We start from the raw sequence: 15630 nt of genomic DNA, 5'->3' as shown, positions 1-15630 counted from the left end.
CAAACTGAGGCTCTTTTTAAATAAGCTCGGTAACGATTTTCGGCTATGGCACACCATAGCCTTTCGAAGCGACCCAAACGCGATACCACTGCTCGCGAGTTAAGGTGATATCAAGCGCTTCAATCGCCGCTTGAACGCGTTCGATTTTACCTGATCCAATAATTGCCAACGGATTAGACGGTAAACGTCGTACCCAAGCGTAGATAACTTGATCGATACTTTTAGCACCAACTTCTTCACGTATCGCTTCTAACTCATTGCGTACGCGTACTTGCTGCTCTGACTGCCCAGAAAAAATATCCCCACCCGCTAAGCACGACCACGCCATTGGCTTAATACGTTTCATCTGGAGTTGATCGAGCGTGCCATCATGGGCAACATCAAAGTTCAGTGGGTTAATCTCAACTTGATTGGTCACCAAAGGTGCATCAAGGCGGGACTGAAGTAACTCAAACTGTGACGGCGTAAAATTAGAGACACCGAAGTGATTAACCTTACCTTGCAGCTTTAGTTCGGTAAATGCTTCAGCGACCTCATCGGCATTCATCAACACGTCAGGGCGATGAATCAACAACACATCAATATTTTCAACCTGTAAGCGCGACAACGAATTATTCACTGACTCAGTGATATGCTGTTTACTGGTATCGTAATGATTGATTTTACGTGCTGGTACTAAATCTGTGCACAAATTAATATCACACTTGGTGACGATTTCAATCTGGTCACGCACGCTTGGATCTAGCGCAAGTGCTTCACCGAAAAGTTGCTCACAACTATAGCCACCATAGATATCAGCATGATCAACCGTCGAGATACCTAATTCAATGTGCTGTTTAAGAAAGGTTAATCGTTCCTGCGGGCTCATCTGCCAATCGGCAAGTCGCCAATATCCCTGAACTAACTCAGAAAACTGCTGCCCTTGAGGGGTGAGTTCAACTTTTGCCACCATCTGGACTTAACTCCGTTTATTCAAAAATCGGTATCCATCCTAGGCTTGTTCTTCCCAGTGCGCAATGCTCTAAACCGAAACCCTCGAACTGGAGTTCGAACTATAGCATTTTACTCACAATTACTCTGGCAGTAGGCTGTGTAATGCACTCACCTTAAATGAGATCGGCTGAAGGCTACTATTTTGCAAGACAAGGTCTATAGAACCATTTGGTAAATTACGCCATGTGGGTGTGTCATTTTCAAACTTCACCCAATTCTGACCAAAATCTGCAAGTGGGATATTAATCGCGATGGCGTTCCCTTTTGCATATGCATAACCGGAAACAGAAAGTGTCTGGGAAAATCCATGGCTATCGATCAAACCAACATATAATGCAGATAATTGTTCGGGTCTTAAGCCCGTCAATACAAGCTCCACAGAACCACTGTTCCTCAATCCGAGTTGAGCTGCATCAATGCTTTGTAAAAGTGACCGTTGCCATGTATGCCACGTATCTAAGGTTACTTCTTCGTTTACAACAAAGCGGTTATTTTCTATACCTTGCCAAAAGGCGTCCGTTTTTTTAACCACCTTGCCATTTATCTTAAGAGTAACTGATAGAGGCCCAGAATCAGCCCAAGATGGAAGCATCTGCCCGTGCCAGTGAAGCAGTATTGCATCACCAACGCCACGCTGCACCCATTCATTTTCTCCCTGAGCGACTGTTAGTTCCCAGGGGGTCCAATGGGTAAACTCTGCTTTCACTTGTAACGGCTTCAGTCGAGGCTCAGCCATATTCGTCACTATAAACTGCTCTAAATTCGGGGCTTGTATTTCTTCAGTGCGGTGCTTATCAATTAGCTGTTTATACGTATCAAAGGCAGCTTTAGGGCGGTAGTCAGCATCGAGTAAACCAAAACTCTGCTCTGCATCGGCGAACCAGCCTTGTTGTTGAGGTTCATCGGTGAAGGAAAACCAATTGAGCGCAAACAAGCCAAGCTTACGTAGCATTGGGAGATAGAAATGAAGCTTGTGGAGTTCATTGGCCTGCTGGGCCTCCCAGTTTGGCTGAGAGGCAATTGATAAGTACGCCAACATCCAAGGTTTATTAAAGCGCTTTTGCAGACGCTCACCAAGGCGTAGTGCCCGTACCCATGCCGACCAATCAGGTGCTGAATGTGCGCGTTCAGTATAGCTAGCGAGCATCAGCATACTGGCCACAAAATCACTCGCTTCTATACTCTTTTGTGCACTAGCATAGCTCGGTGTACTACCAGGTTGGTCCCAATCCCCAAGACCTAAACCAATTTTTACTTGTGGTACGTGTTTGCGCAGCAGTGCAATCACTTCTAACATTAGTGGGTCCCAGCCATCCCAGGTCTCAATACCTTGTTTATTAAATTCCGGCTCAAGGATCAAATACGCCTGTGGTAAGTCACGAAGCAGAGGGATCAGTTTGTTTTCGATTTCATCGAGGTAACGCTTTCGATTCGCCTGTACGTAGTCAGGGCTGATCTTATCGCCAAAAAACCAATAATTGATCATAGGAATATAGCCGTTAGCATGAGCACCACGCAGTAAATCGGTACGTAGCCAGTGCCAATCACTATCTTGAGTGATCCATAGCGTAACACTTCGCACACCCAGTGCATGTGCCGATAAGGTCTTCCAAATTGGTGCGAAGTGTTGCCCGCTACCAACAGGCTTATCAAGCAGTAGTCGCGCACCAACACCCCATAAAAAAGGCGCAGTCGTTTGGCTTGTTTCTTCTTGCAGCAGACTAAACATAAATACCATCGCATCAATGCGCTGTTGCCAGCTACGAGCAAGAAGACTATTGCGGTTTGACCAATTTGAATCCAGCTTTGCTTGTAATTGGGCAAACATATTCTTCGCCATTGTGTTCTGCTGATCTCTTAGTGCAGAAAACACCGCCCCAAACATTGCCTGTATGTACCAGTCAGCCTCCATTGAGACGGTATCATCAGCAATCTTAATATATAATTTCAATGCCTTTTGAGGTTCTTGGCCAAGCTCGAGCAAGCTATGCGCCATCAGTAATTGCCCACGGATCGCCAGTGGTTGGGTTGGATTAATTGCATACAAACGAGCGCTAGCTTGCTGCATCTGCCCCAAAGCATTCTGATCTCGCAGCTGGATAAGGTAGAAATAATCGATAAGTAGCGGATCATTATGATAGGTACGCAATAGAGCAAAAGCAGCACGAGCTTCAAGTCGATGCACACTAAAGGGATCCCCACTTAAGTACTGTCGATAGTACGCCATTGACTGCGCCCAGTTATGCTCAAATTCAGCAATACGTGCAGCTAAAAATAACGCCTCCCCCTTATACGGCTCTGCGGTCGAGTTTAATTGGGCCTTAGCCTCATTTAGCTGCCCTTGTTGTATTAGCTGTATTCCTTCCCCTATTTGGTCATGCGTTGTCTTTGCGTACGTAGTACCTACGGCACCAAGCGTAAACAATGATATGAGGAGAGGAATAAAAAATGCGCCTTCGCAGTGAATGCTAAACCACCGACTCATTCTCATCCTGCACAGAATAATCGAGTTCTAGGGTTTCAAAATATTCAAGATTATTGCGAATCGTATCAAGGTGAATGGCACGCTCAGGTGGCAAATCGCAGGTATCAAGCATTGCAAGATTCTCTTTCATGCTCATTACCATCACTTGAATACGCGCTGAGCTATCGTTGATGTCTTCTGCGATATCCTCTAGTTCATCCCCTTTACGCGTTTGTATTATTGTCGACAGCTTACCCATAGAAATATCGACCAACGCATTGCGAATACGCTCGACTGGGCCATACAAACGGTAACTAAGCCAACAACCAGCCCATGTCGCCACAGCCAACTGCAACAACAGTAATAGCAGCAGCCAACTGCTCATCGCCTCATACATAGAAGGTAAAGATTGTGCGACAGCACTAAATTCATCAGGCAACAGTTGAAAAGATAGCTGTTGGGCTAACACGTCTAATGTCTGTGCATAGAAGAAATAGAATTGGGCAGCATTTAGAATCGTGCTGAGTAAAGCGATCAGTAAGACCCTCCATATCAACCGCTTCGATAACCCTATTCTGAAACTTCTCATCACAGCAGACAGGCGCAATATTTGCGACATAGCAGCTCTCCATAATAAACCTGTTGAATATAGTATATTACGAATGTACAGAGTGGTGAGAAAACGTTACCCGCCACAAGCTATATCGCCCCAACTATTCAATGAAATCTCTAAACGCCCTCACCTAAACTTGTTCTTCACTGTACGCAATGCTATAACTCGAAATCCTCGAACTGGAGTACGAACGATGGCATTTTCTCTCCGCCTCAAAGCCTTAATTGGCGAAGAAAGTATTAGTGGCTTTGCCCGCCGAGTCGATATCAATGAAGCACTGATCCGGAAATACCTTAAAGGCAGTGAGCCCAGTTTGACCAAAGCAAATCAAATAGCCATGCGGGCAAATTGTTCACTCGAATGGCTCGCTACAGGTTGTGGTTATCTCTATCGACAAGCAGAAGTAGTAGATAAAACAGCACTTTTTACTGCTTATGAGCATGTCACTGATAAAAAAATGAACAATACTGAATCAGACGAACTGTTAAAAATTATTACGGGGTACCAATACCTACGCACTCATAAAAAAATGGATGGTTATTTAGATATCAGTGGGATGGCATCATTTTTATCGCTCGCTAAACATGATGAACCTGAATGATTTCTGTATTAATGAGTAACTTACCATCTGGCAGGAGTAGTTTTTTGGTATTTGGGCTGTAGAATCCACGGAATCGAAAGTTAAGAAGTATTGCTATGCCAAAGCTAAACCTGCATCGCCGTGACTATATGACGTCACTGGTTACCGACCTATCTGCTGATGAACTACAACAGCGCCTTGGCCCTAATCATGCCAATCCAGAGAAAAAACAGCCTCGCACCCCTTACCTTACCCCCAAGGCGGTCGAAAAACGCTGGCAACTCCTCGATAACGCAGATGCTAAAGCACAACTTCTCGATGAGCATACTCATCAGCAAATGGACAGTTACCACAAAAATATCGAGAATTTCATCGGTACAGTAAAACTGCCTATTGGTATTGCAGGCCCGCTACGAGTCAATGGCCTGTTTGCAAACGATGATTATCACGTACCACTAGCGACAACTGAAGCAGCCTTGGTTGCCTCTTATAATCGCGGTTCACAGTTAATCACCAAGGCAGGTGGCGCCAGTGTCATGCTGCTTAACGAAGGCGTCACCCGCACACCTTGCTTTGCCTTTTATAACTTGGCCGAGGCAGGTCAGTTTGTGGCTTGGGTCGTTACCCAATATGACGAATTTCGTGCGATTGCAGAATCAACAACTCGCCACGGTAAACTCACCGATATCAGCGTAAATATCGAGGGTAACCATGTTTACCTTGTGTTTGAATACCTTACAGGTGATGCCTCTGGGCAAAACATGGTAACGATTTCGACCAACGCGGTATTCGAATATATCCTGCACCACACGCCAATTAAACCAGACCAAGCTTTCTTAGATGGTAACCTTTCAGGTGATAAAAAAGCGACAGCCCAAACATTGCGCGGAGTTCGTGGCAAAAAAGTAACGGCAGAGGTGAATATCGACAAAGCCTTAGTCGAAAAAATGCTTCACACTACCCCAGAGAAAATGGCTGATTTCACTCGTATGACAACCGTTGGCGGCACGCTCAGTGGTAGCATCGGGATTAACGCCCATTATGCGAATGCGTTGGCTGCCTTCTATATCGCTTGCGGTCAAGATGCCGCCTGTGTGGCCGAATCAGCTGTTGGTATTACCCGTATCGAAGTCAATAAAGAAGGTGGTTTATACGCTTCTGTTACGCTACCAAACCTAATGGTTGGTAGCGTAGGTGGTGGCACCTCATTACCAAGCCAAAAGGCCTGCCTAGATTTGATGGGCTTACATGGTACTGGCAAATCACAAGCCTTAGCCGAAGTTTGCGCCGCCCTTTGCCTTGCTGGTGAGCTATCTATCGTTGGTGCTTTCTGTGCTGGCCATTTTTCTCGTGCCCACCACAAACTGGCTCGTTAATCTGATCAATAATGCCGCCTTTACTAGCAAAAGCATTTAAATAAAGGCGGTATCAATAAAGCCAATAATGAATAAGCTAAGAGAAACTACCTTGGCTCTGGTTAAGCGAAAGATTAACCATTCATAAGGCGACTCTTCTCCCAAGTACCAAGGAGGAGGACAATATAATTTGATCACTTCTAAGCACCTTTTGGACAGAAGTGCATTAGAGCTATTGCACTCTTATTGGTACTAGTTCCTTGTGTCGTTTTCTGTTGGAAAAACGTTCGAGACACCAGCTAGAAAATGAATCTTCGTAGCAAAAATATTACTTCATCTCTTATTATCGTCCTTCTATATAGAGTTGCTTATGTCTGTCTCGTTACGCATCATTGATAGCCACCCTGATTAAAAAGTTCATATAAATCAAAGCAAAAAGTTTCAATCACAGCCGCGTATTGTTCTGATTCTTGTAGTTATTTGACTGTAAATCCCAGAAATTAAACAAAACTATCGTGAATGCTATTCTATACATAAGTGAATAGTAATTCGTCATTATATTTGCTCGCGGTAGTGTACATCCGAGGGTTATAGTTGGATTTTTCGAACTTGTGGCAATAGGGTTACGCGGAAGCAGGATAATGTCAGCACATTTTCCAGCTTTTGATTGTTTGTATACCAATGGACAGAGTGGAAGAATAAATAGGTAAATATCACAATGACTAACTAATACAAGATGCTTCAAATGATCCTGACTTTCGCTTAATTCAATTGACTGGTAAGGAGGAACAATATATGCGTATCAAGTTTGTAAAGGTTTTTGTTCCTATTTGGTTTTTCATTTTAGTAGTAAACCAAAGTGAGTACGGGAGTTGCTACGCTTCTTACTGTTTGGCTGCTGCATTCTGGCCTGTTACTGTAAAGAGCTTAATTGTAGCTCTCGCTGTATATTACTTTTTCTTTCGGGAAGAAGACATTGAAGTTGAAATCAAGCAGCGAGAAGTGGAGAAAGAAAGATTTCAGCAATTTGTACATAAAGCTGAAAATGTTCATAGGATAACTCATTGCTGGGCTTGTTCGTGTTCTGAAATTGATAGCGAACATGATAAGAAATGTGCCGAATGTGGTTGGCTTATCTGCCCAGAATGTGGCTCTTGTAGTCAAAACTGCTACTCAAATTGTAGTGACAATGCAGCTATTCAACCTATCCATGAATATTCGCCAAGTGCAGTCCAAATAACAGCTTCTGGTTTTTCAATCTCAAAAGATACTCTTGACGAGGCAAGGGAAATTGAGCTTTATACACCTGATGGATGGACTTATCAGCAAAGATTAAAGGTGATGCAGCAGCTAAGGAGGTTAATTATTGGAGATTTAGCCAAAATGGAGAACTTCAGAGTTTCTCTTCCAGAACACCAACAGCAATGTGAGTTAGTTGTTAATGGCATATCAAACAAAGCACTTCAAGAGATGGAAGGTAAGTTAAAGCGCAGAATACAAGCGATTAGCTAGTCTCCTAGAAGTATCGATTACAGTTGGAGAATATTATGCACCTTGGACTACCATTTACTAGAGAGCGAAAAATTAATAAATCAATGGATGCAATTCTGCGTTATCACGGAACTTCACTTATAGTTATTGTTGAAACGCTAAGCCCTCAAGATAGTCATTACATTGAGTCCTTGATGGGGAAGTGTGGCTTCGCAGATCAGATGATAGGTAAAAACGAAACTGCATTCCTCACAATGTATGTAATCTGGAAATATGGGAACTTAGGCGCTGCTAAAGCCCTTAATGTCATTTTGAAAACGTGGAACAATACACCCGATGACCTTAAACTACGATATCGTCAAGCAATCAATTCGTAAAATTTATAGCGTTTATATACTTGGATATTGCATGAAAGAGATGGATAAGCCTGAACCAAAGATTGAATTATAAATTAGGTATTCCAAGTATTTCTCGTATAAATATAACGTCCGTAAATCTAAGGGGCACCTACTAATCACAATATACACTTGTTCTTCTGAGAATGACATAACTACGGCTTATCGGATATCTCTTCTGCAAGGGTGGCTATGGGTTGAATATAAAAGCTAATATTATTATACCTCGGGACGTTCAAGTTCAGTCAATGCCAGCACGTACAAACTAGTTTCCTATACGTAGGATCAACTCAAAATCACTTTGGGGCACAAATGAGTCAGCCAAGAACTAGCTAACTCATTGATGGAGCAAAGTACTCTCGTAGCGTGTTTATAACCAGAATATGATCATCTACTTGTGGGAGTCCTGACACGGTAATCGCTCCCACAAGCCCAGACCCTTTAATGCGAATAGGGAAAGAGCCGCCATGAGCACAATATTCCCTGACATCAATATGTACCTGACTCTCGAACTCGCGCAGCTTAGAAGCATTGTACTGACCAAGGTAATAAGAACTATGCCCATAACGCAATACGGATTGACGTTTACGCCTTACCCAATCCTGATGGTCTTTGTTTGTCTCCGGCATAGCATAACTAAACAGCACTTGCTCAAAAGCATAAATTTCAATGGCAACGGAAGCAGAGATTTTCTCCGTTGCCTGCTTGATTGCATAACCCAGCTTCCATGCTGCTTCATTGTTGAAATAAGCAAATTGAAGCTCGGTTTCCTGCGCTAACAAATGAGTGAGGTGCTCGCTACTCATCGGCTTATATCCCCTGCATATCTTTAATAAGTAGTTTCTTACCTAAGCGACTGCTCTCCATGGCTAACTCTATCAATTGGATGTTCAATAACGCATCTTCGGCAGTGACTGGGCAAGCAGATCCAGTACGAATGGCTTGGGCAATCTGATGAAAATATTCTTGATAACAGCCTCTTTCCGTTGCAATCGCGTGGCAGCTGTTAGCGTCATAAAAGTTGCCATACTGAGATGGCTCTTCTTCTGACCAGTCATCTGTCGCAGGTATCGAGCCAGCGATTAGGCGCTCTTCCTGAGGATCAAGGCCGCACTTTATATAGCTTCCACCGGAACCTTTAACCGTGAAGCGCTTGTTCGGGCCCGCGCTGAACATATCGCCATGTAATACCGCGAGGTGATTTGGGTAATGCAAAATTAGGTGGAAATAATCCACATTGGTTGAGCCTTTTCGCATCATCTTACAATCCGCGCTGATTGCTTCTGGAAGACCAAGCAAAGTTATGGCTTGATCAAGAAGGTGAGAGCCTAAATCAAACAAAATGCCTCCGCCTTCTGAGGTTTGCTCCCTCCAACGCTGGCGTACCTCAGGGCGGAATCGATCAAAGTGAGATTCGAAGTGCTTTAGTTCACCAAAACGTTGTTCATCGAACATCTTCTTTACGGTCAGGAAATCACCATCCCAGCGTCTGTTATGATAAACACTTAGAACGAGCCCTTTCTCCTTTGCTAGTGTAATGAGCTCTTCACCATCAGCAATATTGGTGACAAACGGCTTCTCAATGATCACGTGCTTACCATTCTCAAGTGCAGTTTTCGCAAGCTTGAAATGAACATCATTCGGCGCAGTAATAATCACTAGCTCGGTATCGGACTGCATTAACAGATCGTCGGCATGATCATAGTGCTGCACTTCAGGCCAATCGCCCTTGACCTCTTGTTTGCTTGTACTGATCGCCACAAGCTCAAACTCATCTAGGGTCGTGATAAAAGGTATGTGGAATGTTTTTGCTGAGAAGCCATAGCCTATGACGGCGGTTTTAATCGGTGAGAAAGTCATGTTTGTCTCTCCAAACTGAACGAGTGATTGGGAAGCGCTTTGGTATTAAGTTGCGCATCCACTTAACACCGCTTAAATACACTTAGCCCGCGCACTCATAATGCACAACCACTTACGTAGTTGCAAGTAAAAATATCAAAACACATATATCAGCAATTTAACTGGCTATATTTAAGTGTTTTTGCATGTTGGCAAGCGTTTGACAGTGAAGTTTGCGCTATACTGCGCGAGAAAACCGATAGTTAGGGGTAGCAATGACTCAAGAAGAACGCTTGATCGAGATAGAAGCTCGAGTAAAAAACCATGGGAAGATCACGATAGATGAGATTTGCCAATCCTATGATATTTCCTATGACTCTGCGAGAAGGGACTTGGTAAAACTCGCTGATCACCCGGGTATCCTTCGTATTCGAGGGGGAGCGATATTGGACGAAAAAAAGGTGAGCCTTTCTTTTCAGCAAAGGGAAATAGAAAGCACAATAAAACAAAAGCTTGCAGCATATAGTGCTTCTCTTATCAATGAGCAGGACATCGTTTTTCTTGATGCTGGTACTACATGTGCTGCAATTGCACGTCACCTTGATGTCCCATCCCGTGTGATTAGCAATTCGTTGGAGTGCCTCTACGAGCTCAGCGGAAAAAGACACATCAAGAAGTGCATACTTGGTGGATCATTCGATGATTTTTCTCATGCGATCCTTGGCGAAACGACCACCGAGCAGATCAAAAAATATCAAGCGAATAAAGCCTTTATTGGGGTGAGTGCGCTGTCAGAAGCAGGGATAACTACGGACTTAGAGTCAGATGCTAACCTGAAAAAAGCGATGGCGAGTCAGTCTACCCAAGTAATCTGTGTTACCGAATCGAGCAAGTTCAATACCCAACTAATGTATCAATCCTGTTTGTGGTCGGATATAGATTTTGTCATCACAGACAAACGACCGCCTGAAAACATTATTCGTCGGTTAGAACATTATGAGGTCGAACTGTTGATAATTGATTAAAACGAACTGTATTCCACTCAGTCCCTGCCCCTTCTAAAACTCCCGAGGGGGAATTGATATAGTGCACGGTAAAGCAAACACGTCTAAACAGGATGTGTATGAGCTTTAAATCTAAATTATAATAGGGCAAAGGAGTGTTACGCTCATCTTCTGTAACACGTCCTTGGACATAACCTTGTTACGACTTGCTACAACCTACATTACTTGAGGATAAGGAGATCACCTCCCCTCTGTAATTATCTCTCTAAGCGTTCCATCTTTAATCATGCATTTTATTAGTAAAATAGAAGGCTTTAGCCTATGCATATCATCATAGCCATTTTTAAATAGGTCTGAAGCAACATTTATCTCTTGTTGATACCCTGCTCCCAACAGCCCTTTAGAGTATAAAAATTCAGCCGATTTTCTATGCCCATATCGCTTGACTACCTCTAGAGGATCGAATTTAACTTGAAGGTAATGTTCATAATTAGGAAAAAAGTCATCAATTTTGTTCTTAACGAAATCTAATCCATCAGTTCTAACCAGCTTTGATTGACTTAGATCGTTGTAAATAGGTTCATAAATGGCCTTATGCCAGCTACTCCCACTCTTTACAATAACTCCGACTTCATTCAATAGTGCATAATCATTTCCATCAGAAGTATAGTCGCTAAAAATAATGGCATTATCTGGAATGATAACTGGTTTTTTGGTTACTTTGGATGACTGCTCAAAGGCATGTTTTGAGTTTGTTGAATATCTATAATATCTTTCTTTTCCGTATTTGTCTGATTTTTCACTAATTGAAAATGGCTGATTGGAGCCTATCCCAAGATAAATTGGATAAATATTGTCCTTATCATCGACTATAAATGTCATATGGAACTTTTCGACGTCACGTAAAGCTAATATAGATTCAATATCATCAATATCTTCGAGAGAAATCTCAGGATTATGTAAGTACTCCAGCAATAGTTCTTCCAATTCATGATTCTTGTTGTCAACTTCAATTGGTAAACGTTCGAAAAATTCAATATCTATAACAGATTTGATCTGTACACCTTTGTACCTGTCTTTCAGTATTTGAGTGGTTTCTTTGTTTTGAACTACAACATCAATTCTAATAGGTCTGTTCAAACCATCAGGGTTGTTAAAWTAATAAACCTTATATAAGGAATTATTGTTAAATCTCTCATTTTCCGCGTTTTTTATCTCATCTTTATCTTCAAATATTTTTTTTATACCAAAACCTTCATCAGAAGCCATGAATAACTTTTCATCATCAAAAATCTCTTCAGATTCAATACCAAAGTAAATATAATCTTGAAATTTATCCAAGAAGTCTTCAGTAAAAGTTTCTTTACGCTTAATGTTTTTTTCTTCTATTCTTTTCTTTATTTCTTTCAACTTGACCACAAAGTTCATTTAAACCTCCTAGAAAAATAAATTAATGATATCTACTGGCGATTGTTAATGTTGGCCAAAAATAAAAATTAAGACGTGACCAATGGTTAAGTCAAAACACCAAAAACAAAACGCAAGACTTGATCCCATTTTTTACTCGGCTGATAAAAAAAGTCTATTTGTGGCATTCATTTTCAAAAACATGAACTGGTATATCACTAATTAATTGCCCTTTAGACCAACTCATTGAATCAAGTAACTCTTCAGTTACATCCTGAGGAACTTCAAAATAATAGCTATAAACCATATCTTCACTAGAACCTTTATCTGGCACATATTCGATATCTAAGCTTTCAAAGTCATCTATGTATTCGTCTGGAATCTTTAGATATTCAGCAACATCACTCTTGATTATAGGCTTGGTTTTACGCTTCCAAGCGGCTGAGTATTCGGCACTTTTCGATGTAGGTTTGATTTTTGGCTTTTTCATTTTGACTGTCATTGGAAATGGGAAGTCAATCCCTAGTAGCAATGCTTCACCTTGACTTAGTGTTGGCAAAAACGAAGCAGAACGTTGATCCATTGTGCCTACGGCTCTTTTAACAACTTCTTGATCATGGTAGTTAGTTAACCTGTGAACAATCAAAGATCCAACCTGACTCAACACATCTTCAGGTATATCTCTAGGACGTTGCGTTGCGATAACCACATTCAGGCCATACTTACGACCTTCTTTTGCAATATTTCCAAATGAATCTAACTTGATCGAAGTTGCTTCATCTCCAACTGTTTTATTTAGAAACTGATGTGCTTCATCTATAAAAACTAACACTGGGTCACTATGATTAATGCTTCCGTTTCTCGCCAAGTCCATTAGCTTTCTACCGATAGCATTAACTAAAATTTCACGACTATTTGCTTCATATGATACTGCTGATAAATCTATCCTAAGAAGACGGCTACTTGTTTTGTTTAAAGAAAAATCACTAAGTAGAGTTGGAATTTCCTTATACCCTTTTGCATCTATCATCCAATTCAAATGCTTATTTTCAGAATAAGACTTTATCCTCGATATAAGACTCATACAGTAACCAAGATCACCATCAGAAGCTCCCCCCCAAACAGATTCATTAATAACTTGTACTTTATCAACCCACTCTTTAGTTGAAGGCCATACACATTCATGAATAATTTGATCTGCGATATGTTTAAAGCACCAATACTGACAATCATTTTTTTCAATCATCTCGTGTGCTTGATTGAAAGGTGCTTTTAATTGCCCTGTTTTAACTAATGATTTTTGCTCATTAATAAAAAGTCCTTGGGGATTGTTATAATACTTGGCAACAATTTTTTGACTCAAGATGGCAGAATTTAGCTTAGGCATTTGTGTTTGCGCTGACGGACGCAAAAATGCAAATATATCCGATTCAGGTAGTCTCCAGTGCGGAAATGTAACTGTGTTATCAGCATTAGCATTCTCATGATTACCTACATAATAGGTCTCACACTCTAAATCAGAATACTCACCAGTTGGATCTAATATTAAAGCTTTTCCCCCATGTTGCTGCACTTCTTGTATCAATCTGGAAATTGAATAACTTTTACCGCCACCAGTAGCGCCTAAAACGGCGCAATGTCTTGCGAACAATTTGTCTGGGGTTACTGTAATGTTCACTGTTGAGTCATATGGTAGTTCTGCTATATCTAATTTTACTTCATCATCATTAGAATCACCTTCTGCCAAAATAGATATTAACTTTGGATGAGCAGAATATATTTGGCTACCTAACCTTGGATGATTTTTGATGCCACGATATATTTCCCCTGTAGCAGTGTTAACACTTGTCAATAACTGAATAACACCAATAGGATTATTAAACCCATTATCAACAGATATAGCATCTACAGAGAGTCTTTCTGCACCATCTAGCCAAACTTGTACTAATCGTCCTAATACAGCCGTTTGACCACAATCAAGAAAAACAAATTCGTTAACTTCTCCTGCTGCAACACGATCTCCCAAATACCACTTTGCTTCACCAGATCCTGCATCAGATAAATTTGCAGTAATCTCTGCTGGCGAAATATTGATAGCACTACCAATTCTTCGATTGGGATCATAAGGTGTAAACCAATCATTAGAACTCATTACTATCAACCTTGTTAGTAATCATATTTTCAGCCAATGATTCAAAGGTTTTGAATAACTTCTCTTCTGGTGTTTCTTTCCTACGCTCTTGCAACAAGTTAGAAAATTGCTCAAAAGTCCCATCAATTATTGATATTCTTCTATCACCATGTTGGATGGCTGAATTCAATAGATTCCTTACATCTTTATTAAAAGATCCATTTTCATTAAATGGATCTTTTGTTGCGACAAGAAGGCTGAATTCAGCATTAGTTCGAAGAGCCATAGTAACTGCATTGTTGATGTGCTTATCATTAAACCCAAACCCCAAACATATCAATGCAGTTTTAGGTTGCTGAAGGCTATTAAGAAACGATGACATCATATCTAAATACGGGGAATCATAAGAAGTTTGATACTTAGAACTGCTGGGATAAATAAAAACAGGGTCATTAATAATCGCTTTATAATCGACTTTTTTTACTCGTCCGTGTTCACGAGTCCAATTAACAGAACCATGCATCTTGTACAGATGAAGCACATTAGGAATATAAGAACTTGCGTTTTTGGATTGTCCACTTCGGTCAACAATATCATAACGATACCATGCTGGGTTGAAGAAACTAGGAGATGAAAACTCAAAGCCATCAACAACAACAAAACCTGTATTAGCAGCAGAATGCTCAAAAGCTAAATCGTAGTTAGTAGTAAATAGCTTTAATCGTTGCTGCTTAGGACTTCTTCGACCTAAAGTTCTGATAAATTTATCGTGTGAAACCCAATCATTTGAGTCAATAGCATCGGTAAAGTTTGTTTCATCTAAAATAGTTTTCTTTGATTGCTCTAAGAAAGAGACAAGCTGGATAGTTTTTTCTTCATCGGGAAACAAAGCAATATACTGATCGCACAAAGATAGCAATAGCTCAATATCATCCCACGGCTCGTTTGTTTCATCATCTCTTTTAGTTTGATTTTTATCATACTGAACAGCATCAAGAACGACCTCGAACTGTTCAGGATCTTGTTCTTTACATTTTTCCCACAGTCGCCCCATGCTTGGGGCTATTCCTGTAAAAGTCAAAGATGTACCCGAACCAGCAAGAACAATCAAATTGTCAAAATCTAACAGGTTATTGATACTTGTTAGTAACGCTTGATAATCTTCATTCTCATTTTTGTCTGAAGAATCAATATCAATTTGAACAGGAACTTTAACACCCTCTGTTCTTTTTACGAATGATGACAAAAAATTCACTTTATTCATTTAGTTAACCTATCCAAAAGATATTTTTCATTCTACCTTAACCATTAAAATTTACTAAACTGATTGCTTAGTTCGGAAGGTTATAAGCTTGAAT

The 15630-nt window shown here is 41.0% G+C and carries 13 protein-coding genes; 5 read left to right on the top strand and 8 right to left on the bottom strand.

Features of this window, described 5'->3' with window-relative positions; genetic code table 11:
* Positions 1–43: 43 nt before the first annotated feature.
* The 3 genes from L4D78_RS09160 to L4D78_RS09150 form a co-directional block, all read right to left on the bottom strand.
* Positions 44–952, bottom strand: a complete 909-nt coding sequence (locus tag L4D78_RS09160) for an aldo/keto reductase (RefSeq protein WP_428466627.1) — start codon at positions 950–952, stop codon at positions 44–46.
* A gap of 120 nt (positions 953–1072) precedes the next feature.
* Positions 1073–3478, bottom strand: coding sequence for a tetratricopeptide repeat protein (locus L4D78_RS09155; RefSeq protein ID WP_428466626.1), 2406 nt, complete (start codon positions 3476–3478; stop codon positions 1073–1075).
* Positions 3462–4076 (bottom strand): HAMP domain-containing protein, encoded by a 615-nt coding sequence (locus L4D78_RS09150; protein WP_428466625.1) that lies wholly within the window; start codon positions 4074–4076, stop codon positions 3462–3464. Before L4D78_RS09150 ends, L4D78_RS09155 begins: the two co-directional genes overlap by 17 nt.
* Before the next feature lie 187 nt (positions 4077–4263).
* Here L4D78_RS09150 and L4D78_RS09145 point away from each other — a divergent pair, with 187 nt between their 5' ends.
* From L4D78_RS09145 to L4D78_RS09130, 4 genes are all read left to right on the top strand, one after another.
* Positions 4264–4671 carry an XRE family transcriptional regulator gene (locus tag L4D78_RS09145; RefSeq protein WP_428466624.1) on the top strand — a complete coding sequence of 136 codons (408 nt, stop codon included), beginning with the start codon at positions 4264–4266 and terminating at the stop codon, positions 4669–4671.
* Positions 4672–4766: 95 nt separating this feature from the next.
* Positions 4767–6026 carry a hydroxymethylglutaryl-CoA reductase gene (locus L4D78_RS09140; protein WP_428466623.1) on the top strand — a complete coding sequence of 420 codons (1260 nt, stop codon included), beginning with the start codon at positions 4767–4769 and terminating at the stop codon, positions 6024–6026.
* A 774-nt stretch (positions 6027–6800) separates the two neighbouring features.
* Positions 6801–7517, top strand: a complete 717-nt coding sequence (locus L4D78_RS09135; protein WP_428466622.1) for a hypothetical protein — start codon at positions 6801–6803, stop codon at positions 7515–7517.
* A gap of 35 nt (positions 7518–7552) precedes the next feature.
* Positions 7553–7873: a hypothetical protein gene (locus L4D78_RS09130; protein ID WP_428466621.1), complete on the top strand. Its 321-nt coding sequence runs from the start codon at positions 7553–7555 to the stop codon at positions 7871–7873.
* Positions 7874–8223: 350 nt separating this feature from the next.
* Here the strand turns inward: L4D78_RS09130 and L4D78_RS09125 are convergent, their stop codons facing one another.
* On the bottom strand, positions 8224–8697 hold the full coding sequence (locus tag L4D78_RS09125) for a heme-degrading domain-containing protein (protein WP_428466620.1): 474 nt from the start codon (positions 8695–8697) through the stop codon (positions 8224–8226).
* A gap of 4 nt (positions 8698–8701) precedes the next feature.
* The gene (locus L4D78_RS09120; protein WP_428466619.1) at positions 8702–9751 is read right to left on the bottom strand and encodes an oxidoreductase; all 1050 of its coding nucleotides are present in this window, start codon (positions 9749–9751) and stop codon (positions 8702–8704) included.
* Between the two features lie 254 nt (positions 9752–10005).
* Between L4D78_RS09120 and L4D78_RS09115 the strand changes: the two genes are divergently transcribed.
* Positions 10006–10755, top strand: a complete 750-nt coding sequence (locus L4D78_RS09115) for a DeoR/GlpR family DNA-binding transcription regulator (protein WP_428466618.1) — start codon at positions 10006–10008, stop codon at positions 10753–10755.
* A gap of 219 nt (positions 10756–10974) precedes the next feature.
* On the opposite strand, the gene L4D78_RS09110 is transcribed toward L4D78_RS09115, so the two are convergent.
* The 3 genes from L4D78_RS09110 to L4D78_RS09100 form a co-directional block, all read right to left on the bottom strand.
* Positions 10975–12162, bottom strand: a complete 1188-nt coding sequence (locus tag L4D78_RS09110; RefSeq protein WP_428466617.1) for a hypothetical protein — start codon at positions 12160–12162, stop codon at positions 10975–10977.
* 154 nt (positions 12163–12316) lie between these two features.
* Positions 12317–14293 (bottom strand): ATP-binding protein, encoded by a 1977-nt coding sequence (locus tag L4D78_RS09105; protein ID WP_428466616.1) that lies wholly within the window; start codon positions 14291–14293, stop codon positions 12317–12319.
* Entirely contained in the window at positions 14283–15536 is a 1254-nt protein-coding gene (locus tag L4D78_RS09100; RefSeq protein WP_428466615.1) for an SIR2 family protein, read from the bottom strand. The genes L4D78_RS09105 and L4D78_RS09100 overlap by 11 nt, the downstream gene beginning before the upstream one ends.
* Positions 15537–15630 lie beyond the last annotated feature (94 nt).

The sequence above is a fragment of the Photobacterium minamisatsumaniensis genome, assembly GCF_050336695.1.
Classification (GTDB): domain Bacteria; phylum Pseudomonadota; class Gammaproteobacteria; order Enterobacterales; family Vibrionaceae; genus Photobacterium; species Photobacterium minamisatsumaniensis.
Note: the sequence above shows the minus strand (reverse complement) of the source record. Positions and strands in the feature narration are given on the sequence as shown.

Excerpts from the sequence above, each read along its gene's own strand:
- L4D78_RS09100 (WP_428466615.1), bottom strand. The coding sequence starts at position 15,536 with ATGAATAAAGTGAATTTTTTGTCATCATTCGTAAAAAGAACAGAGGGT.
- L4D78_RS09130 (WP_428466621.1), top strand. The coding sequence starts at position 7,553 with ATGCACCTTGGACTACCATTTACTAGAGAGCGAAAAATTAATAAATCA.
- L4D78_RS09155 (WP_428466626.1), bottom strand. The coding sequence starts at position 3,478 with ATGAGTCGGTGGTTTAGCATTCACTGCGAAGGCGCATTTTTTATTCCT.
- L4D78_RS09125 (WP_428466620.1), bottom strand. The coding sequence starts at position 8,697 with ATGAGTAGCGAGCACCTCACTCATTTGTTAGCGCAGGAAACCGAGCTT.
- L4D78_RS09135 (WP_428466622.1), top strand. The coding sequence starts at position 6,801 with ATGCGTATCAAGTTTGTAAAGGTTTTTGTTCCTATTTGGTTTTTCATT.
- L4D78_RS09120 (WP_428466619.1), bottom strand. The coding sequence starts at position 9,751 with ATGACTTTCTCACCGATTAAAACCGCCGTCATAGGCTATGGCTTCTCA.
- L4D78_RS09115 (WP_428466618.1), top strand. The coding sequence starts at position 10,006 with ATGACTCAAGAAGAACGCTTGATCGAGATAGAAGCTCGAGTAAAAAAC.
- L4D78_RS09160 (WP_428466627.1), bottom strand. The coding sequence starts at position 952 with ATGGTGGCAAAAGTTGAACTCACCCCTCAAGGGCAGCAGTTTTCTGAG.
- L4D78_RS09145 (WP_428466624.1), top strand. The coding sequence starts at position 4,264 with ATGGCATTTTCTCTCCGCCTCAAAGCCTTAATTGGCGAAGAAAGTATT.
- L4D78_RS09150 (WP_428466625.1), bottom strand. The coding sequence starts at position 4,076 with ATGTCGCAAATATTGCGCCTGTCTGCTGTGATGAGAAGTTTCAGAATA.
- L4D78_RS09140 (WP_428466623.1), top strand. The coding sequence starts at position 4,767 with ATGCCAAAGCTAAACCTGCATCGCCGTGACTATATGACGTCACTGGTT.
- L4D78_RS09105 (WP_428466616.1), bottom strand. The coding sequence starts at position 14,293 with ATGAGTTCTAATGATTGGTTTACACCTTATGATCCCAATCGAAGAATT.